This is a genomic window from Stenotrophomonas sp. YJH_SMC_106-19 (genome assembly GCF_059368375.1).
On the sequence record NZ_JCAFRQ010000007.1, the window covers coordinates 142883 to 162875 of the forward strand.

At 67.5% G+C, this 19993-nt stretch carries 18 protein-coding genes; 7 read left to right on the forward strand and 11 right to left on the reverse strand.

The genetic code is table 11. The annotated features are described in order from the left end of the window. Positions 1 to 20: 20 nt before the first annotated feature. Entirely contained in the window at positions 21 to 1769 is a 1749-nt protein-coding gene (locus tag AC5P5M_RS17310; RefSeq protein ID WP_495206195.1) for a glutamine--tRNA ligase/YqeY domain fusion protein, read from the reverse strand. Positions 1770 to 1954: 185 nt separating this feature from the next. Here AC5P5M_RS17310 and AC5P5M_RS17315 point away from each other — a divergent pair, with 185 nt between their 5' ends. Both AC5P5M_RS17315 and msrA read left to right on the forward strand, forming a co-directional pair. Then, on the forward strand, positions 1955 to 2218 hold the full coding sequence (locus AC5P5M_RS17315) for a putative signal transducing protein (protein WP_053519109.1): 264 nt from the start codon (positions 1955 to 1957) through the stop codon (positions 2216 to 2218). A gap of 30 nt (positions 2219 to 2248) precedes the next feature. Continuing rightward, positions 2249 to 2914: a peptide-methionine (S)-S-oxide reductase MsrA gene (gene msrA, locus AC5P5M_RS17320; RefSeq protein ID WP_053519160.1), complete on the forward strand. Its 666-nt coding sequence runs from the start codon at positions 2249 to 2251 to the stop codon at positions 2912 to 2914. A 587-nt stretch (positions 2915 to 3501) separates the two neighbouring features. Here the strand turns inward: msrA and AC5P5M_RS17325 are convergent. The 5 genes from AC5P5M_RS17325 to ahpC form a co-directional block, all read right to left on the reverse strand. Continuing rightward, on the reverse strand, positions 3502 to 4458 hold the full coding sequence (locus tag AC5P5M_RS17325) for a transaldolase (RefSeq protein ID WP_065182848.1): 957 nt from the start codon (positions 4456 to 4458) through the stop codon (positions 3502 to 3504). A gap of 49 nt (positions 4459 to 4507) precedes the next feature. Then, on the reverse strand, positions 4508 to 4912 hold the full coding sequence (gene rnk / locus AC5P5M_RS17330; protein ID WP_053519113.1) for a nucleoside diphosphate kinase regulator: 405 nt from the start codon (positions 4910 to 4912) through the stop codon (positions 4508 to 4510). Between the two features lie 122 nt (positions 4913 to 5034). Next, positions 5035 to 6000: a LysR substrate-binding domain-containing protein gene (locus AC5P5M_RS17335; RefSeq protein ID WP_065175982.1), complete on the reverse strand. Its 966-nt coding sequence runs from the start codon at positions 5998 to 6000 to the stop codon at positions 5035 to 5037. An 84-nt stretch (positions 6001 to 6084) separates the two neighbouring features. After that, a complete protein-coding gene (ahpF, locus tag AC5P5M_RS17340; RefSeq protein WP_164153151.1) occupies positions 6085 to 7677 on the reverse strand; it encodes an alkyl hydroperoxide reductase subunit F in 1593 nt (530 codons plus the stop codon). Between the two features lie 222 nt (positions 7678 to 7899). Continuing rightward, positions 7900 to 8463, reverse strand: coding sequence for an alkyl hydroperoxide reductase subunit C (ahpC, locus tag AC5P5M_RS17345; RefSeq protein ID WP_005408159.1), 564 nt, complete (start codon positions 8461 to 8463; stop codon positions 7900 to 7902). A 386-nt stretch (positions 8464 to 8849) separates the two neighbouring features. Between ahpC and prmC the strand changes: the two genes are divergently transcribed. Both prmC and pip read left to right on the forward strand, forming a co-directional pair. Then, positions 8850 to 9707, forward strand: a complete 858-nt coding sequence (gene prmC / locus AC5P5M_RS17350; protein ID WP_180875733.1) for a peptide chain release factor N(5)-glutamine methyltransferase — start codon at positions 8850 to 8852, stop codon at positions 9705 to 9707. A 48-nt stretch (positions 9708 to 9755) separates the two neighbouring features. Further along, on the forward strand, positions 9756 to 10697 hold the full coding sequence (pip, locus tag AC5P5M_RS17355) for a prolyl aminopeptidase (RefSeq protein WP_065175985.1): 942 nt from the start codon (positions 9756 to 9758) through the stop codon (positions 10695 to 10697). Between the two features lie 78 nt (positions 10698 to 10775). On the opposite strand, the gene AC5P5M_RS17360 is transcribed toward pip, so the two are convergent. Further along, positions 10776 to 11660, reverse strand: coding sequence for a LysR family transcriptional regulator (locus tag AC5P5M_RS17360; RefSeq protein WP_065182851.1), 885 nt, complete (start codon positions 11658 to 11660; stop codon positions 10776 to 10778). Positions 11661 to 11765: 105 nt separating this feature from the next. On the opposite strand from AC5P5M_RS17360, the gene AC5P5M_RS17365 reads away from it, so the two are divergent. After that, positions 11766 to 13178: an MFS transporter gene (locus tag AC5P5M_RS17365; RefSeq protein ID WP_053519124.1), complete on the forward strand. Its 1413-nt coding sequence runs from the start codon at positions 11766 to 11768 to the stop codon at positions 13176 to 13178. Between the two features lie 112 nt (positions 13179 to 13290). Here the strand turns inward: AC5P5M_RS17365 and AC5P5M_RS17370 are convergent, their stop codons facing one another. The 4 genes from AC5P5M_RS17370 to AC5P5M_RS17385 are packed head-to-tail and all read right to left on the reverse strand — an operon-like array spanning position 13291 to position 16160. Further along, a complete protein-coding gene (locus AC5P5M_RS17370; RefSeq protein ID WP_346480692.1) occupies positions 13291 to 14088 on the reverse strand; it encodes an N-formylglutamate amidohydrolase in 798 nt (265 codons plus the stop codon). Then, the gene (locus tag AC5P5M_RS17375) at positions 14081 to 14635 is read right to left on the reverse strand and encodes an NUDIX hydrolase (RefSeq protein ID WP_053519128.1); all 555 of its coding nucleotides are present in this window, start codon (positions 14633 to 14635) and stop codon (positions 14081 to 14083) included. The genes AC5P5M_RS17370 and AC5P5M_RS17375 overlap by 8 nt, the downstream gene beginning before the upstream one ends. Then, on the reverse strand, positions 14632 to 15582 hold the full coding sequence (locus AC5P5M_RS17380; protein ID WP_065175990.1) for a 5'-3' exonuclease: 951 nt from the start codon (positions 15580 to 15582) through the stop codon (positions 14632 to 14634). Before AC5P5M_RS17380 ends, AC5P5M_RS17375 begins: the two co-directional genes overlap by 4 nt. Beyond that, positions 15579 to 16160: a nitroreductase family protein gene (locus AC5P5M_RS17385; RefSeq protein ID WP_053519162.1), complete on the reverse strand. Its 582-nt coding sequence runs from the start codon at positions 16158 to 16160 to the stop codon at positions 15579 to 15581. Before AC5P5M_RS17385 ends, AC5P5M_RS17380 begins: the two co-directional genes overlap by 4 nt. 331 nt (positions 16161 to 16491) lie before the next feature. Between AC5P5M_RS17385 and pacR the strand changes: the two genes are divergently transcribed. Both pacR and AC5P5M_RS17395 read left to right on the forward strand, forming a co-directional pair. Beyond that, positions 16492 to 18810, forward strand: a complete 2319-nt coding sequence (gene pacR, locus AC5P5M_RS17390) for a PacR family protein (protein ID WP_053519132.1) — start codon at positions 16492 to 16494, stop codon at positions 18808 to 18810. Between the two features lie 52 nt (positions 18811 to 18862). Then, positions 18863 to 19942 carry an NAD(P) transhydrogenase subunit alpha gene (locus AC5P5M_RS17395; protein WP_111186078.1) on the forward strand — a complete coding sequence of 360 codons (1080 nt, stop codon included), beginning with the start codon at positions 18863 to 18865 and terminating at the stop codon, positions 19940 to 19942. Positions 19943 to 19993 lie beyond the last annotated feature (51 nt).

Sequence of the window (19993 nt, forward strand, 5' to 3'; positions counted from 1 at the left end):
GTCGGCGCCCGCGCAGGTCTTCAGGCCGACCAGGTATCGCGCAGCGTCACGCTGCGGTTGAACACCGGCTTGGCTTCGGTGTGGTCGCGGCGGTCGGCAACGAAGTAGCCGGTGCGCTCGAACTGGAACGACTGCTCCGGCGCGGCGCTGGCCGCGGCCGGCTCGACATAGCCGGTGACGGTGCGGCGCGATTCCGGATTGAGGTAGTCGCGGTAGGTCCTGCCTTCCGACTCGTCGTCCGGGTTCGGCACCGAGAACAGCCGGTCGTACAGGCGAATCTCGGCCGGAACGCCGTGCACGGCGCTGACCCAGTGAATGGTGCCCTTGACCTTGCGGTTGGCCCCTTCCATGCCGGGGCGCGACTCCGGATCCAGCCAGCCGCGCAGCTCGGTGATGGTGCCGTCGGCATCCTTGATCACCTCATCGCAGCGGATGATGCCGGCACCACGCAGGCGCACTTCGGCGCCCGGCACCAGGCGCTTCCAGCCCTTCGGCGGTACTTCGGCGAAGTCCTCGCGGTCGATCCAGACCTCGCGCGCGAACGGCACCTGACGGCTGCCGAAGCTCTCGTCCTTCGGATGGTTGCTGAAGGTGAGCTGTTCTTCATGGCCTTCGGGCAGGTTGGTCAGTACCAGCTTGAGCGGGTCGACCACGGCCATGCGGCGCGGTGCGGCGCCATCGAGGTCTTCGCGCAGCGCGCCTTCCAGCACGCTGAAGTCGATCAGCGAGTTCTGCTTGCTGATGCCCACGCGTTCGGCGAACAGGCGCATTGCCGCCGGGGTGTAGCCGCGGCGACGCAGTCCCTGCAGGGTCGGCATGCGCGGGTCCTCCCAGCCGTCCACCAGCTGCTCGGTGACCAGCGCCATCAGCTTGCGCTTGCTCATCACCGTGTAGTTGATGTTCAGGCGCGAGAATTCGATCTGGCGCGGCTTGGCAGCTTCGCGCGGCAGGCCGGCATCGACCAGCGGCTGGGTCAGTGCGTCGTCATGGGCGAAATCGACGTTGTCCACGCACCAGTCGTAGAGCGGGCGATGGTCCTCGAATTCCAGGGTGCACAGCGAGTGGGTGATGCCCTCGATCGAATCGCCCAGCGCATGCGCGAAGTCGTACATCGGGTAGATCGGCCACGCATTGCCGGTGTTCTGGTGCTCGACATGCTTGATGCGGTACAGCGCCGGATCGCGCAGGTTGATGTTGCCGCTGGCCATGTCGATCTTCGCGCGCAGGGTGCGCGCACCGTCCGGGAATTCACCGGCACGCATGCGGCGGAACAGGTCGAGGTTCTCCTCGACACTGCGCTCGCGCCACGGCGAGGGACGGCCCGGCTCGGTCAGGGTGCCACGGTAGGCACGCACTTCCTCGGCCGACAGGTCACACACATAGGCCTTGCCCTGCTCGATCAGCTTCTCGGCGGCGAGATAGTAGGCCTGGAAGTAATCGGAGGCGTGGCGCAGTTCGTTCCACTCGAACCCCAGCCAACGGACATCATCCTGGATGGCGGCCACGTACTCCGGGTCTTCCTTGGCCGGATTGGTGTCGTCGAAGCGCAAGTTGCATACGCCGCTGAACTCGCCGGCAATGCCGAAGTTCAGGCAGATCGACTTGGCATGGCCGATGTGCAGGTAGCCGTTCGGCTCCGGCGGAAACCGGGTCTTGATCGCCTGGTGCTTTCCGCTGGCCAGGTCCTCGCGCACGATCTGGCGGATGAAATCGCGCTTTTCGTGGCTGTCGGCGGGGGTCTCGGGGCTGGCGGGGGTGTGCTCGGACATGAGGCTGGGCGAAAAAGGGCAGAAAGACCAACAGTCTAGCGCGTAAGGGGAAGGGCTGCCGGGGTTGCGCCCGCGCTACCGGGCGCAGGGGGGGGCAGGGGTAGCGCCGGGCCATGCCCGGCGAGCGCAGCGGCGGCATTCAGCGCCCGGGCGTATGCTGGAGGCCTCTCCCGTGGAGCCGCCCCATGCACATCGTGTACAAGGCCGACAATCTGTTCGACGCCCACCTGGTGAAGCACGCGCTGGAAGACGCCGGCATTCCTGCCTTCGTGTTCGGCGAGCAGCTGTTGGGGGGCATGGGCGAGCTGCCGCTGTTCGGTGTATTGAGGGTCGGCATCCCCGACGCCGCGCGGGCCGAGGCTGAAGGCATCGTCGCCGGCCTGGACTTGGGCCACGCCGCCGACGCCCCCATTTCCGATGCAGACGACATTGCCGGCCTTCCGGCGTAGGAGCGCATCATGTTGGGAATCGGACAGGGCATCCTGGGCATCGGCGCCTTCAAGCAGCGCCTGCCGCGCCCGGAAGAGGCGCTGCCAGGGCGTGATCAGCCACTGCCGCTGCACAGCAACCAGCACTTCGTGAACAGTCACCCGCTGAAGGACCGCTTTGCCGGCCTGCAGCAGATCCGTTTCGCGCTTGGCTGCTTCTGGGGAGCCGAGCGCAAATTCTGGTCGGAGCCGGGCGTGTACAGCACGTCGGTCGGCTATGCCGGCGGCGTCACGCCGAATCCCACCTATGAAGAAGTCTGCTCCGGCCTGACCGGCCACACCGAAGTGGTGCAGGTGGTGTTCGATCCGAAGGTGGTGAGCCTGGAACGGCTGCTGCAGCTGTTCTGGGAAAGCCACGACCCGACCCAGGGCATGCGCCAGGGCAACGACACCGGCACCCAGTACCGTTCGGCGATCCATGCCACCGACGAAACGCAGTACGCCGCTGCGCTGGCCAGCCGCGAGGCCTACCAGGCGCAGCTGGACGCGGCCGGCTACGGCCCGATCACCACCGAGATCGTGTTCCCGGCGCCGGAGTACTACTACGCCGAGGACTATCACCAGCAGTACCTGGCGAAGAACCCGAACGGTTACTGCGGCATCGGCGGCACCGGGGTGAGCTGCCCGATCGGGCTGGATGTGGAGGCGCCGCGCTGACGCGCGGTGGTCCGCCTGCGGCGGGCAGAAGCGGAAAGCAACTGCCGAAGCAAAAGCCAGAGCCAAAGCCAAAGCGGCTCTGGGTTGCTGTGAGTAGGGCGGGGCGGTGTGGGTCGGCAGGACACGCCGTGAACCCATCCATGGGGGCTCGATGGCGCCATTCATGGCGCCAACGGTCCTGCCAACCCACACCACCCCACCTCCGACAGTTTCCCGGTGACGGTGGGCAAGAGCGTGGGTTACTGACGAACTGAAGGAAAACAAAAAGGACGCGGCCTTCGCCGCGTCCTTTTTGTTTGATCCTGCGGTGTCTTTTGTAGAGCGGAGCCATGCTCCGCTCCGAGCAAGCGAAGCGCGCGACCCGCTGTTGCTCTTCTCTCTTTCTTCCGTGGCGGGCGGCCGCAGGAAATTGTCGAAGGCAGGGTGGGTAGGCTGTGCAGGGGCGTGAGCCGCATGGATGCGGCGACCGAGCTTACAGGGACGTACTTGCAGCGTCCCCTGCACGGCCTACCCACCCTGCCAAACGCATGACCCGCCTTTCGCGACCAAGCCCCCGCCACGAGGGGCTCAGCCGTTGGCTGGAACCCTTACAGCGCCGCGCGGATCCGCTCGCGCAGCGCTTCCAGATCCTTGGCGAACGCCTCGATACCGGTCGCCAGCTTCTCGGTCGCCATCGGATCGGCAGCCAGATCCGCCGCAAACGTCGCCGCATCGATCGGGGTCACCGCCACGCCGTTACCCTCACCGGGCACCAGCTTGCGCGGCAGCTCGCCGTGATCGGCGTCGAGCTTCTCCAGCAGATCCGGCGAAATGGTCAGGCGGTCGCAGCCGGCCAGCGCCTCGATCTGTGCGGTGGAACGGAACGAGGCGCCCATCACCACGGTCGGCGAACCACGGCGCTTGAACTCCGCATACACGCTGCGCACGAACTTCACGCCCGGGTCCTCATCGATGTTGGCCGGGGTCTGGCCGTTGGCCACGTACCAGTCAAGGATGCGGCCGACGAACGGCGAGATCAGGAACGCGCCCGCTTCGCTGCAGGCCAGCGCCTGGGTCGGGTTGAAGATCAGCGTCAGGTTGCAGTCGATGCCCTCGGCCTGCAGGATCCGCGCCGCTTCCACGCCTTCCCAGGTCGCGGCGATCTTGATCAGGATCTTCTCGCGCGGTACGCCGGCATCGGCGTACATCTGGATGAACTGGCGGGCCTTGGCCACGGTGGCGGCGGTGTCGTACGCCTGGTCAGCATCCACCTCGGTGGACACGCGGCCCGGCACCAGCGTGCTGAGCAGCGCGCCGACGCCGATGGTCAGCCGATCGGCCACCGCATGCACCACGGCCTCGCGGTCGCCGCTCTGCTGACGGCCCCAGGCCAGTTCGCGCTCGATCAGATCGGCATAGACCGGCAGGTCCAGTGCCTTCTTCACCAGGGTCGGGTTGGTGGTGCAGTCCACCGGCTGCAGGCGCTTGATCGCCTCGTAGTCACCGGTATCGGCAACGACCACGGACAGTTCGCGCAGCTGGGACAGTTTGGACGAGGTACTCATTACGGCTCCTGGTACGGGGAATCGGATCGCGCGCAGTGCGCAGCGGAGATCAGGGACGGTCGTTGTGCACTGCGGTCACGCGCAGGCGCAGCTTGCGACCACCGGGTGCAGTCCAGTCGATGCTCTGGCCGACCGACAGGCCGAGCAGGGCACTGCCGACCGGGGCCAGCACGGAAACCTTGCCTTCATCGACGTTGGCTTCGCGGGGGAAGACCAGGGTCAGGACGTGCTTCTCGCCTGAGACCCCATCTTCGCACTCCACGCGGGAATGCATCATGACGATGCCTTCGGGAATCTGGTCCGGCGCCAGCACGGTGGCCCGGTTGAGTTCTTCGGCAAGCGCGAGCGCGGCAGGCGTCTGGCTCAGCGCAGGGGCTTCGAGCATGGCCTCCAGGCGGTCCATGTCGAAGGTTGAGACAGTGATCGACGGCGGCAGGCCGCTGGCGGTGTTCATGTAAAACTCCTTGGTTGAAAACCATGCAAAAGGCGGCGCCTGCTGGCGCCGCCTGTCTGTATTGTGGGGACAAATGCGACCGGAATCGACTCCCGCCGCTCGGGGGCGGGGACGCGGGGCCGTCAGCCGTTCAGCGCGGGGCCGGAAAGGCTGGCCGGATCGGCGGCCGTGCCATTGGCGGCTTCCAGCGTGAACAGCGCATGCGGCAGGCGCTTGAACTGGCTGGCCAGCTCCATCAGGAAGTCGTTCATCGCCGAGCTGCGGCGCCAGACCATCGCAATACGGCGGCTGGGCCGGCCCTCACCGATGAAATCGAGCAGGCGGATGTTGTTCGAGCGCGGGACGGGGGGCTGCACCGACAGGCTTGGCAGCAATGTGATGCCGACATCGGCGGCGACCATCTGCCGCAATGTTTCCAGGCTGGTGGCGCGGAACTCGGATTTCTCGTTGGCGCCGAACAGCCGGCACACTTCCAGCGCCTGGTCGCGCAGGCAATGGCCGTCTTCCAGCAGCAGCAGCTTCTGCGTGGCCAGTTCCTGCACATCCAGATGAGCGCGCTGGGCGAGCGGATGGCGACCGGAAACGGCCAACAGGAACGGCTCCTCGAACAGGAACTCGGCGTGCAGCTGATCGTCGATCACCGGCAGTGCCAGCAGCGCGGCATCGAGCTTGCCTTCGCGCAGGCGCTCCAGCAGCACATCGCTCTTCTCTTCGACCAGCAGCAGTTCCAGTTCCGGGAAACGTTCGCGGATGCGCGGGATCACATGCGGCAGCAGGTACGGGCCCAGGGTCGGGAAGATTCCCAGGCGCACCGTGCCGGCTTCCGGATCGCGGCTGCGCCGTGCCGCTTCCTTCAGCTGCTCCACCTCGGACACGATCACCCGCGCCCGTGCAGCGGCTTCCTGGCCGGCCGGGGTCAGCATCACCTTGCGGGGGGCCCGCTCGACCAGCGGCAGGCCCAGCTCTTCTTCCAGCTTGCGGATCTGGGTGGACAACGTGGGCTGGCTGACGAAGCACGACGCGGCAGCCCGACCGAAATGCTTGTGGTCGGCCAGGGCTACCAGGTACTTCAGATCGCGTAGATTCATCCTCACATCCCAGGGATAACGGACCGGCTGGCGGCGTGGTCACCCCGCAGCTGACAATGCTCCCGGCAACCCGGGAGCAGTGGATCAGGCAGCTTCGGCAACGGCCCCGCTGCTCTTGCTCACCGACGAGCGGATCAGGTGATCGAACGCGCTCAGTGCGGCGGTCGAGCCGGCGCCCATGGCGATGATGATCTGCTTGTAGGGTACCGTCGTGCAATCACCTGCGGCGAACACGCCGGGCACACTGGTCTGGCCACGGTCGTCGATGACGATCTCGCCGCGCGGCGACAGCGCCACGGTGTCCTTCAGCCACTCGGTGTTGGGCAGCAGGCCGATCTGCACGAAGATGCCTTCCAGCTCTACGCGGTGGGCGTCGCCACCGATGCGGTCCTTGTAGACCAGCCCGGTGACCCGGCTGCCATCGCCCAGCACTTCGGTGGTCTGGGCGCTGGTCAGCACGGTGACATTGCCGAGGCTGCGAAGCTTCTTCTGCAGCACCTCATCGGCGCGCAGGCTGGAATCGAATTCCAGCAGGGTTACATGCGACACGATGCCGGCCAGATCGATGGCAGCTTCAACGCCGGAGTTGCCACCACCGATCACCGCCACGCGCTTGCCCTTGAACAGCGGGCCATCGCAGTGCGGGCAGTAGGCCACACCCTTGTTGCGGTACTGCTCTTCGCCCGGCACATTCATCTGCCGCCAGCGCGCACCGGTGGACAGGATCACCGCACGCGACTTCAGCACCGCGCCGTTTTCCAGCTGCACCTGTACCAGCCCATCGTCGCCGGCCGGCACCAGCGCGGTGGCGCGCTGCAGATCCATGATGTCCACGTCGTACTCGCGCACATGCTGCTCCAGCGCGGTGGCGAGCTTCGGGCCTTCGGTCTCCTTGACCGAGATGAAGTTCTCGATGGCCATGGTGTCCAGTACCTGGCCGCCGAAGCGCTCGGCGGCGATGCCGGTGCGGATGCCCTTGCGCGCGGCGTAGATCGCTGCGGCCGCGCCAGCCGGGCCGCCGCCCACCACCAGCACGTCGAAGGCCTGCTTGGCGGCGATCTTCTCTGCGTCGCGCTTGCTGGCGTTGGTATCCAGCTTGGCCACGATCTGTTCGAGCGTCATCCGGCCCTGGTCGAAGACTTCACCGTTGAGATACACGGTCGGCACCGACATGATCTCGCGCTTCTCCACTTCCTCCTGGAACAGCGCGCCGTCGATGGCCACGTGCTGGATGCGCGGGTTGAGCACCGCGGCCAGGTTCAGCGCCTGCACCACGTCCGGGCAGTTCTGGCAGGACAGGGAGAAATAGGTCTCGAACCGGTACTCGCCTTCCAGGCTCTGCACCTGCTCGATCAGTTCGGCGGTGGCCTTGGACGGATGACCGCCCACCTGCAGCAGCGCCAGCACCAGCGAGGTGAATTCATGACCCATCGGCAGGCCGGCGAAGGTCAGGTGGATGTCCTGGCCGGGCGTGCCCAGGTCGAACGAAGGCACGCGGCCCTGGCCATCACGCAGCACCTGCAGCGAGATGCTGTCGGACAGGCTTTCCAGGGTCTGCAGCAGTTCCAGCATTTCCCGCGACTTGTCGCCGTCGTCGGCATGCGCGGTGATCTGGATGGGGCGGGTCACGCGCTCCAGATAGGTCTTCAGCTGCGACTGCAGGTTGGCGTCCAACATCGGGTCTTCTCCTGGCTTCAGGCAAACAGGGGGCGTGGCACCGCTGTAGAAGGTAGCGGACCAGCAGGGGGTAGGGGTGAACCCAAGACAGTGACCGTGGAAGGGGCTGGCTGGCCGCGACGGGCCGGCGATGGCTGTCTTGGGTTCACCCCCACGCCGGCGATGCCGCCGGCATGGAGATGGGCCTGCCGTGGCGTGGGGCCACGGCGTGCCGGTGCTGCGTTAGATCTTGCCGACCAGGTCCAGCGACGGGGTCAGGGTCTTCTCGCCTTCCTTCCACTTCGCGGGGCACACCTGGTTCGGGTTGGCGGCGGTGAACTGGGCGGCCTTCAGCTTGCGCAGGGTCTCGGAGACGTCGCGGGCGATCTCGTTGGAGTGGATCTCCAGGGTCTTGATCACGCCTTCCGGATTGATGATGAAGGTGCCGCGCAGGGCCAGGCCCTCTTCCGGAATGTGCACGCCGAAGGCGTTGGTCAGCTGGTGGGTCGGGTCGCCGACCAGCGGGAACTGGGCCTTGCCGACGGCCGGCGAGGTTTCGTGCCACACCTTGTGCGAGAAGTGCGTGTCGGTGGTGACGATGTAGACCTCAGCGCCAGCCTTCTTGAACTCGGCGTAGTGGTCGGCGGCGTCTTCGATCTCGGTCGGGCAGTTGAAGGTGAATGCAGCCGGCATGAAGATCAGGACGGACCACTGGCCCTTCAGGCTGGCATCGGAAACCTTGATGAACTCGCCGTTGTGGTAGGCGTTGGCTTCAAACGGCTGGATCTGGGTATTGATGAGGGACATCATTTTTCCTCTGGGTGAAGGGAGTGGGTGAATCGACAGGAGCTAGGTTACCGGCTCAGTTGCGATAAGAACAATCCATTGATTGCATCTATTTGATAGATGGAGACTATCAAATTGCCATGAGCCCGCACTGAACCTTGCGTCCCTCATCCTGCAACTGCCTGTGTGACAAGGAAAATCGCCAGGGACGCGTGAAGAGGGCTGATAGCCCCTCCTTATGCCCTCGGGCGAAACCTGAACGGATTCCAGCTTTTGTAGAGCCGAGCCCGCGCCCGGCTGTGGATCTATGGAGCCGAGCCCACGCTCGACCGCGGATCTGTAGAGCCGAGCCCATGCTCGGCTGTTCCAGAAGCAGCCGAGCATGGGCTCGGCTCTACAATTGCGGAATGTCTTCCCCAACCCAACCCTCCCTGCGCCAGGTGGTGGCCGACGCCAGCGCCCGCCTGGGCGGCATCGACGCCCGCCACGAAGCCGAGCTGCTGCTGCTGCATGTGCTGGAGCGTCCACGCAGCTGGCTGTTCGCCCATGCGACCGATCCGCTGCCGGCAACGGCGCAGGCTGCCTTCGAGGCGCTGCTGGCGCGTCGCGCCGCCGGCGAACCGGTGGCCTACCTGACCGGCCGGCGCGGGTTCTGGACGCTTGATCTGCGGGTCGATGCGGCGACCCTCATCCCGCGTCCGGAAACCGAACTGCTGGTGGAGCTGGCGCTGGAACGCCTGCCACCGGACCGCCCGCTGTCCGTGGCCGACCTCGGGACCGGCAGTGGTGCGATCGCCCTGGCCCTGGCCAGCGAGCGGCCGCTGGCACAGGTGCTGGCCACCGATGCCAGCCCTGGTGCACTGGCCATGGCTGCGCGCAATGCCGCCCACCATGAACTGCGCAACGTGCGTTTCGCTGAAGGTGGACAGGACTGGTACGCACCGCTGCAGGGCGCGCGCTTTGCACTGATTGCCAGCAATCCGCCCTACATCGCCAGCGAAGATCCGCATCTGCAGCAGGGCGACCTGCGGTTCGAGCCGGCCAGCGCGCTGGCGTCCGGCATCGACGGACTGGACGATATCCGCCGCATCGTCGCAGGCGCGCCCGAACACCTGCAGCCGGCGGGCTGGCTGCTGATCGAGCACGGCTGGGACCAGGGCGCGGCGATCCGCACGCTGTTCGATGCGGCCGGTTTCGCCGACGTGCAGACCCAGCAGGACCTTGAGCAGCGTGATCGGGTCACCCTCGGCCGGCGACCGGCCTAGAATGTGGGTTCTCCTGCCCCGGCAGGGCATCACCCTGGAGCTGCAAGCATGCGTACGCTGTACCCCGCCATCACCCCCTATGACGTCGGCACCCTGAAGGTCGACGACCGCCACACGCTGTACTTCGAGCAGTGCGGCAATCCGGATGGCAAGCCGGTGGTGATGCTGCACGGCGGTCCGGGCGGCGGTTGCAGCGACAAGATGCGCCAGTTCCATGACCCGGCGAAGTACCGCATCATCCTGTTCGACCAGCGCGGTGCCGGCCGTTCCACGCCGCATGCGGATCTGGTGGACAACACCACCTGGGACCTCGTCGCCGATATCGAGCGGCTGCGCGAGCATCTGAACGTCGACCGCTGGCAGGTGTTCGGTGGTAGCTGGGGGTCAACCCTGGCGCTGGCCTACGCCGAAACCCATCCGCAGCGCGTCACCGAACTGGTTCTGCGCGGCATCTTCATGCTCCGCCGCTGGGAGCTGGAGTGGTTCTACCAGGAAGGCGCCAACCGCCTGTTCCCCGATGCATGGGAGCACTATCTGAAGCCCATTCCGGTGGTTGAACGCCATGACCTGATCTCGGCGTTCCACCGTCGCCTGACCAGTGAAGACGAGGCGACCCGCCTGGAAGCAGCCAAGGCCTGGGCCGTGTGGGAGGGTGCGACCAGCTTCCTGCATGTGGATGACGACTTCATCAACAGCCACGAAGACCCGCATTTCGCGCTGGCCTTTGCCCGTATCGAGAACCACTACTTCGTCAATGGTGGCTTCTTCGAGGTGGAAGACCAGCTGCTGCGCGACGCGCACCGCATCGCCGACATCCCGGGCGTGATCGTGCATGGCCGCTACGACGTGGTGTGCCCGCTCGCCAATGCCTGGGACCTGACCAAGGTGTGGCCGAAGGCGAAGCTGGAAATCACCCCGGCATCGGGCCACTCCGCGTTCGAAGCGGAGAATGTCGACGCGCTGGTGCGCGCCACGGACAGCTTCGCGTAACGCGCCGGTGGCGCCGGGCCACGCCCGGCGGCATCGCGATCTGTTGCCGCGGTTTGACTCGCCGGGCATGGCCCGGTGCTACCAGTCCCCTGCAAGCAGCGCGTCGGCCAGCACCTGCAGCTTCGGCGAGTGCTGGCGCGAAGGTGGGTAGATCAAAGAGAGTTCGCGGCTGCGGCCTTCATACGGTTGCAGCACGCGCAACAGACGGCCGTCGGCCAAGGCGTCGGCCACGGCGAAGTCCATTACCTGCACGATGCCGATACCGGCGATGGCGGCTTCCACCAATGGGTCGCCGCTGTCGAACACCATCCGCGTCGGTGGCGTGAACTCGCGCAGCTGGCCGTCCTGAAGGAACTGCCAGTCCACCAGGCGGCCACTGCGCAGGTTGCGCACGGCCAGGCAGGCATGCCCCGCCAGTGCGGCCACATCGCCCGGTGCACCGCGCCGGGCGAGGTAGTCCGGGCTGGCGACGGTCACCCAGCGCAGCGGTCGCAGGGGCCGGGCGACGATGCGCTGGTCGGCGATGGTGCCGGTACGCAGCGCGGCGTCGAACCCCTCTTCGACCAGGTCGACCAGGCGATCGCTGAGCACGGCTTCGACCTGCAGTTGTGAATGGCGCTCCAGCAGCGGCGCCAGCAGGGGCACCAGCACCTTGCGGCCGAACATCGACGGCGCACTGATCTTCAGCGTGCCCGACGGCGTGCAGGGGCGATCGGCAAGCTGCCGTTCCGCGTCCTCCAGTCCGCACAGCAGTGGCGCGACCTGTTCTACAAACTGGCGCCCATCCGGGGTCAATGCCACGTTGCGCGTGTTCCGCTGCAGCAGCTTCACGCCCAGGTCCACCTCGAGCCGGCTGATCGCGCGCGACAGCCCGGACTGGCTCAGGCCGAGCTGGCCGGCAGCGACGGTGAAGCTGCGTGCTTCGGCCACCTGCACCAGCATGCGCACCGCGTTGAGGTCCATCGATGATCCACTCATGCAGAAAATCATGACAGATATGGCGGGTGAGGGGTTTATTGATTCCGCTGCATCAATGAGACTGCGCTCCCCCTTCAGTCCAGACCACCGATGCCTCCCCTCAAATACCCGCGCTGGGCACTGACCCTGCTGGCCACCGCCCAGCTGATCATCGCCCTGGATGCCACCATCATCTTTGTCGCGCTGCATGACATGGGCCGCGCGCTGCAGATCAACGCGCAGCAGCTGCAATGGGTGGTCAGTGCCTACACCGTGGCCTTCGGCGGCAGCCTGCTGCTGGGCGGGCGCGCCGCCGACCTGATCGGCCGCCGCCGCTTCTACCGCCTGGGCATGCTGTTGTTCGCGGTGGCATCGCTGCTCGGCGCGCTGGCGCCGAATGCGGGCCTGTTGATCATCGCGCGCGCAGCGCAGGGCATCGGTGCCGCGCTGCTGTTCCCGGCAACGCTGGCCCTGATCAACACGCTGTATGAAGAAGGCCCGGCCCGCAACCGCGCGCTGGCGATCTGGAGCATGGCCAGTGCAGTGGGTCTTGCCTTGGGTACGCTGCTCGGTGGCGTACTCACCCAGGCCTTCGGCTGGCCGGCGGTGCTGGCGGTGATCGTGCCGCTGGCCACCGCGTGCGCGCTTGCCGCCGGTGCGTGGCTGCCGCCCGATGCTTCGCGCCCGCAGGGCCGTTCGTTCGATCTGGCCGGCTGCATCACCGTGACCCTGGGTGGCAGCCTGCTGGTGACCACGCTGGTACAGGGCCCCGAATGGGGGTGGGCGGCGCCCGTCACGCTGGGCTGCCTGGTGCTGTCGATACTGATCCTGTTCGCGTTCGTGCAGATCGAGCTGCGCAGCCGCGATCCACTGATGCAGTTCGCGCTGCTGCGCCTGCCGGGCCTTCGTGCCGCCCTCGGCCTGACCTTCGCTTTCATGAGCAGCTACGGTGTGCAGTACTACTTCATGGCGCTGTACTTCCAGGACGGCTACGGCTGGAGTCCGCTGCAGGCCGGCCTGGCATTCCTGCCGGCCACGGCGGTGTGCACCGTGGGCATCCAGCTTGCCGAGTGGACGCTGCAGCGCTGGAGCGCGCGCAGAGTGCTTGTGATCGGCAACCTGGCCGGTGCCGTCGGCATCGCCTGGGTGGCGGCGGCACTGCCGCATGCCTCGAATTTCTGGCCATTGCTGCCGGGCGTGGTGGTGTTGAGCATCGGCCAGGGCATGACCTGGACCGCGATGTGGATCGTGGCGGGTCAGGGCGTGCCGGCGGCGCAGCAGGGCGTGGCGTCGGGCATGGCGGCCACCGCACAGCAGATCGGCGGTGCGCTGGGCCTGGCGGTACTGGTGATGGTGGCCAACGCCGACGTGGCAGCTGCCGGCTCTCCGGATGCGCTGGCCGGGCTGGTGCGTGCGGAGTACGGCGCCGCAGTGTTTGCACTGCTCGGCGTGGTCATCGCGCTGGCCCTGCGCCCGGCGCCGGTCGCCCCGGCGGTCCCCGCCTGCCTGGCCAACGACGCATGATCGACCTGCAGGATGACCCGGTAGCGCCGGGCCATCCCCGGCGAGGCGCAACGCGACGGTGAATCCTCCAGTGCCGCCGGGCATGGCCCGGCGCTACCGGGCCCGGATGGCGTTACACCGATGCCAGCAGCCGTGGCTGCAACGCGCTGAAGATCCGCGCCAGCCGCTCGGCCCACGCCTGCTGCCCGGCCGCGTCGGCGATCAGGTCCTGACGGATCTCCAGTTCCACGTGCACCAGGCCGCGCCCTTCGCCGTGCACCGGTACCGCGTAGTCGCTGGTACTGCTTACCGAATACGGTTCGTTGTCACCGACCACCAGATCGCCTTCGTCGCGCAGTGCCTGCAGCAGGGCGTGGGCAAAGCGCGTGTCCTGGTGGTAGAGCACGCCGGCATGCCATGGCCGCAGCGTGCCGTTCATGGAGGGAGTGAAGCTGTGCATCATCACCAGCAGGGTCGGGCGGTCGGCTTCGCGGCGCGCATCCAGTTCCGCTTCGATGCGGGCGTGATAGGGCGCGTGGATCGCGTCGATGCGCTGCTGACGTTGTGCGGCCGACAGGCCGGCGTTGCCCGGTACCACGGTGTGATCGCTTGCTTCCGGAATCAGGGTCGGCGATGCCAGCGGACGGTTGCAGTCGATCAGCAGGCGCGAATAGGTCTGCTCGATGGCCCAGGCATCCAGCCGTTCGGCCAATGCACGCGTGGTGCCGGCAATGCCGATGTCCCAGCCGATATGGCGGTCAAGTTCGCGCTGCGGCAGGCCGAGGCCGGCCAGTGCGCGCGGTACCTGCTGCCCGGCGTGATCGGCCAGCAGCAGGTACGGCGAAGCGCCCTGCGGCCGGTGGATGGTGTAGATCGCCGGGTCGTCAGCGCCCAGCAATGCCGGCAAGGTGTGCAGGTCGGCGTCAGCCACGCGGACGCCCGTCCAGGTGATGTTCGATCATCCACAGCCCGGCCCAGAGCTTGGCATCGAGCTCGTAGCCTTCGCCCATCTTCTGCACCAGCCACGCGGCAGCCTGCTTGAGCGGGACCTCGTGCACCGTGATGTCCTCGCTGTCATCGCCGCCGCCTTCGCCGATCCGGCGCAGGCCGGTGGCGCGCACGAAGGCGATCTTCTCGCTGCTGGCGCCTGAGGAGGTCGGGCCGATCATCAGCACTTCGGCGTGCTCGGCGGTCCAGCCGGTCTCTTCTTCCAGTTCGCGTACCGCCGAGACTTCGATCGACTCGCCGGCATGGATGTCACCGACCAGCCCGGCCGGCATCTCGATGGTCGATGCCTGCAGGGGCACGCGGAACTGCTCGACGAACAGCACCTTGTCCTCGGGGGTGACGGCGATGATGATCGCCGCCAGGCCACCGGCGTGGGTGCGTTCGCTGTATTCCCAGGTGCCGCGTACCAGCATGCGCTGGTACTTGCCTTCATAGACGACACGCGGGGCTTCGGTATTGCGCTGGCTCATGCGGGCTCGCCGGAATTGGAAAAGGAGGGAGTGGGAAGCGGGTCGGCCATGCCGGCGGCGTTGAACAGCCGGCGGCGGGTCATCGGGCCGAAGCGCAGGGTCTGGCACAGGCCGCCGAGCAGCTCCGGGTCGGCCGTCTGCCGCAGCAGGCCGGGCTGGCAGCCTTCCAGCGGCGCGTCCAGCGCGATGGTGGTCAGCTGTCGCCAGAGCAGGGCATGCTCGCGCTGCTCGCGCAGGCGCACTGCCATCTGCGCTGCGCCGCGCAGGCGCAGGAAGGGCACTTCGTCCAGGCGCTCGTACAGCACATCCAGGCTGCCGAAGTGGGCCAGCAGGACCGCCGCGGACTTGCTGCCGACGCCGCTGATGCCGGGGATGTTGTCCACCGCATCGCCGCACAGTGCCAGGTAGTCGGCGATCTGGTGCGCATGCACGCCATGCCGCGCTTTCACCCCGGCCACGCTCCAGCGCTGGTTGCGCGCATAGTCCCACTGCTCGTCGTGGTCCAGCAGCAGCTGCGACAGGTCCTTGTCGGCGGAAATGATGACACCGCGGTGGCTGCCGCGGTGCACATGCAGGGCGCTGCCGATCAGGTCGTCGGCCTCGTAGTCGTGATGGGCAAGCACGGCCAGACCGAGCGCCGCGCACAGTGCCTTGCAATGCACGAACTGGCGCTTCAGCGCCTCCGGAGCCGGATCGCGGTTGGCTTTGTACGCCGGATACAGGCGATGGCGGAAGCCGCTGTCCAGCGCCTCGTCAAAGGCGATGGCGATGTGCTGCGGACGCTCGCGTTCGAGCAGGTCCAGCAGGAAGCGCGCGAAGCCGTGCACGGCATTGGTCGGCCAGCCCTGCGCATCCTGGAACTGGTCGGGCAGCGAGTGCCAGGCACGGAACACGTAGATGCTGGCGTCGACCAGGTACAGCGCCGGCGCCGGTGCCGGCAAGGTCATGCCGGTGGCGTCCAGTCGCGCAGCAGGGCGGCTGGATCCGGACGCTCGCGCTCGGGCACGTCGGCGCGGGCGGTGCCGATATGGATGAAACCGGCGATGCGTTCGCCGTCGGCCAGCCCCAGATGGGCGTGTACGGCCGGGTCGAACGCCATCCACGCCGTCAGCCACTGGGCGCCGAAGCCCAGCGCCTGTGCGGCCTGCAGCAGGGCAAAGCAGACGCATCCAGCGGTCATCAGCTGCTCCTGCTCGGGCACCTTCGGGTCGGGGCGGGGGCTGGCCACCACCACGATCACCAGCGGCGCATGGCTGAAACGCTGGCGATCCTTCTCGAACACGGCCTCGCCGGCAGTGGGATCGCGCTGGCGGCTGCGCTCGGCCAGGAACGCGCCCAGAGTGTGACGCGCATCGCCGGCAATCTTCAGGAACCGGAACGGCACCCGCTTGCCGTGGTCGGGCACCCGCACCGCCGAGGTGAGCATACGCAGCAGGGTCTGCGGGTCCGGCCCGGGCTCGCCCAGCTGCCGCGAGGGCACCGAGCGGCGGGCATCGAGGGCAAGCAGGGCGGCGGGGTCGGGCATGGCGTCTGAACCGGTCATCACGGGCATTTGATTATAGTCGCGGTGGTCGATGACGCCGTGGCTGCGGCGTCTCTCCCCTCACTATCAAACTGTGATGAACATCATGCCACTGGCGGCAATCGGACGCCGGCTTCCTCTCGCCTCGCGGGCCTTGCACGGCTTACGATATCCCTCTTGCCGGGCCGTGGGTCACGAGGTTTGAAGTGAGGACTGTTTCACTGTCCGTGAGGGGCGGGCCGGCCTACCATCGACGTATCGGTACATGGGGTGTGCCGGTCGTCGCGATGTCCATGTTGTCTGTCGCACCAGAGAAGGTGGGGAGCCTTCCCGAATGATGAGCGCGCCCACACCGTTGGGAACGTCGGGTCGTGACCCGGCCCAGTTCCAGCTTGCCCGTGACGCCGTCCTGCCCGCGCTGTGCCAGGCCTTCGGGGCGGCACTGGCGCGCTTCGACGACGCCCTGTTCGACCGTGCCGGCAATGCCGGCGCCTCGCAGCTGCTGTTCCTTGATGCGATGCGCGAGCTGCGCCGGCGGCGCGAGGAGATAGCGGCGGCCTTTGCCGGCCATCTGCAACGCGCCTGGGCGGCTCTGGTTGCCGGAGAGCCACTGTCGGCGGATGCGACCCTGTCCGGCCCGGCCGAGGATGGCCTGAGCCTGCTGGCCGAGCACGTGCTCGAATCGCGACTGGCGGTGCGCAACTTCGCCACGGTGCTGCTGCGTGATTTCAAGCCGGTTCTGGCGCGGCTGGACCGCCGCCTGGGCTGGCTGGCCGGCGATGTGCCGCTGGATGCCGACCTGAACCCGATCAGCCCGGAACATCTGGGCGTGGCTATCCACGAGGCCTTCGCCGGCTGCGAACTGGCGCCGGAAGTCCACCTGGTGCTGATCAAGCTGTGCGAGCGCGACCTGCGCGCGCCGGTCGGCCGCATCTACGACAAGCTGGACGAGCAGCTCGCGGCGGCCGGCGTGATGTCGCAGATGGGCGCGGTGCGCCGCACCCCGGCGGCCCCGGGCCCGCGTTCACCGCAGGGGCTGGACGATCTGGTCGAACAGCGCCCGGTGCCGGGGTTCGACAGCGATTTCAGCGATGACGAGCAGGCCGCACCGGCGTGGGCGCAGCGCTTCGCCGCGCGCTGGTCCGAGCGCCGAGGCCACCTTCAGCAGGCCGGTGGGGACGGTCCCGGCGCCGCCGGCAGCGAGGCCTATGGCCAGCAGGGGATGTTGCTGGAAGCGCTGCAGGAACTGCTGCAGCAGACGCGCCACGTGCGTGAGGACGCAACATCGGCCGCGCAGGTGGCCGTGGGCCAGCAGCGCCCGTTGAGCCAGCGCGAGATGATGTCGGTGCTGTCGCTGCTGCAGGCGACCCCCAGCGCCACGCTGCGTGCGGCGATCGGTGAGGATGGTGAGTCGCTCGCGCAGCGCCTGAAGAGCGAGGTGTTGTCCAGCGCCACCCGGCTGGGCGTCGACCCGGGCCAGACCCGCCTGGATCCGCAGGACGAGGACGCGATCGACCTGGTCGGCATGCTGTTCGACGTCATGCTGGATGAACGCGAACTGGAGGGTCGCTCGCGCGAACTGATCGGCCGCCTGGTGGTGCCCTTCGTCAAGGTCGCCATGCTCGACCGCCGCATGTTCGTGCAGAAGACCCATCCGGCGCGCAAGCTGCTCAATTCGTTGGCCGAGGCCTGCGAAGGCAACACCGGCGAGAGCCAGGCCGAGCGCATGCTGATGGCCAAGGTGGAGGAGATCATCGAGCGCCTGGTCGCCGAGTTCAACGAGAACCTGGCCATCTTCCTCACCCTGGAAGAGGAGTTCCGCGACTTCCTGGTGCAGCACCGTCGCCGCGTCGAGATTGCCGAGCGGCGCGCAGCCGAAACGCAGCGCGGCCAGGAAAAGCTGGAAATGGCCCGCACGCGCGCGGCCACCGAGCTGGATCGCCGCATAGGCGATGCCACCCTGCCACCGGCCATCGCCGAGTTCCTGCGCCAGCCGTGGCAGCACCACCTGACCCTGGCGCTGCTGCGCGAGGGCGAAGACGGTGCATCGGTCGCCGAAGCCCTGGCCCTGGGCGATGGCCTGCTGGAGGAAGTGGCCGAAGCGCGCCGGCAGATCATCGGCAAGCCCTGGCTGCAAGCCTGGCAGCCGGTGCTGGCCAAGGTGTTCGCCAGTGTCGGCGTACACGGCGATGCGGCAACCTCGGCCATCGATGCACTGCATGACACCCTGCAGGGCATCGCCGAGTCACGGCCGGAGCTGGAACGTGCGCTGCCGGAGCTGCCGCAGGTTGTCCTGCCCATGCCGCCGGTTGCGGACTCGCCGACGGTCGAACTGGGCAGCCAGGTGGATACCGACGATTTCGACAATGCCGATGCCGATCGCTTCCGCCGGATGGAGATCGGCAGTTGGCTGGACTTCGTCGACAAGGACGGCAAGGTGCAGGCCGGCAAGCTGTCCTGGGTGAGCCCGATTTCTTCCCGGCTGCTGTTCGTCAACCGGCGTGGCGTGCGCTTCTGCGTGGCTTCGCCGGAGGAACTGGCGGTGATGGTGCGGCTGGGCCGCCTGCGTGCGCATGTCGACGATGGCGCCTTTGACAGCGCCATGCAGGGCGTGATCGACCGCCTCGACCCGGGCAACGCCACCCTGCACTGAGCGGGAGCCGCCTGCTAGGATCGGGAAAACTCACCGATCAGCGGGGACCTGCATGGCCGTGGCGTTGCTGGGGATCAAGGAGACCGCGCCGGGCGAACGGCGCGTAGCGTTGACGCCGGAGACCGCGCGCAAGCTCGCCGCACTGGGCGTCACCGTCTGGTACGAAACCGGTGCGGGCGAGGCCGCCGGTTTTCCCGATGCCGCCTATCAGGACGCGGGCGCACGTGCATTCGATGACGGTCGCTGGGGCGAGATCGACATCCTTCTGTGCGTGCAGGCGCCGCCGGCGCAGGTGCTGGCCCGGCTCAAGCCGGGCGCAGCCGTGGTCGGCCTGCTGACGCCGGCCAGCGATCCGACACTGGCGGCGCTGGCCAGCGAGGACCGGCTGCTGCTGTTCCCGCTGCAGCTGTTGCCGCGCACCACCCGTGCGCAGGCGATGGATGTGCTCAGTTCGCAGGCCGGCATGGCGGGCTACAAGGCTGCGCTCATCGCAGCCGAGCGTGCACCGCGCTTCTTCCCGATGCTGACCACCGCGGCCGGTACCGTGCGTCCGGCCAAGGTGCTGGTGATCGGCGCCGGCGTTGCAGGATTGCAGGCGATCGCTACTGCGCGCCGCCTCGGCGCCCAGGTGGAAGGATTCGATGTGCGGCCGGAAACGCGCGAGCAGATCCAGTCGCTGGGCGCACGCTTCCTCGACCTGGGCGTCAGCGCGGCCGGCGAGGGCGGCTACGCGCGGGCGCTGACCGAGGAAGAACGGGCCGAGCAGCAGCGGCGGCTGGCCGACCATCTGCGCAGCGTCGATGTAGTGATCTGTACCGCAGCCGTGCCGGGCCGTCCGGCACCGACCATCGTTACTGCGGCGATGGTGGAAGGCATGGCGGCGGGCAGTGTGATCGTCGATCTGGCGGCCGAGAGCGGCGGCAACTGCGCGCTGACCCAGCCGGGGCAGTGCATCGAACACCAGGGCGTGACCATCGATGGACCACTGGGCCTGGCCAGCCGGGGTGCGACCCAGGCCAGCGAGATGTATGCGCGCAACCTGCTCAACTTCGTTGCCCTGTTCGTACGCGAAGGGCAGTTGAGCTTCGACTGGGAAGACGAACTGCTGGCAAAGACGCGCTGGCAGGCGTGAATGACATGGGGTCAGATCCCTTTGCCTCTGGCAAAGGGATCTGACCCTGCA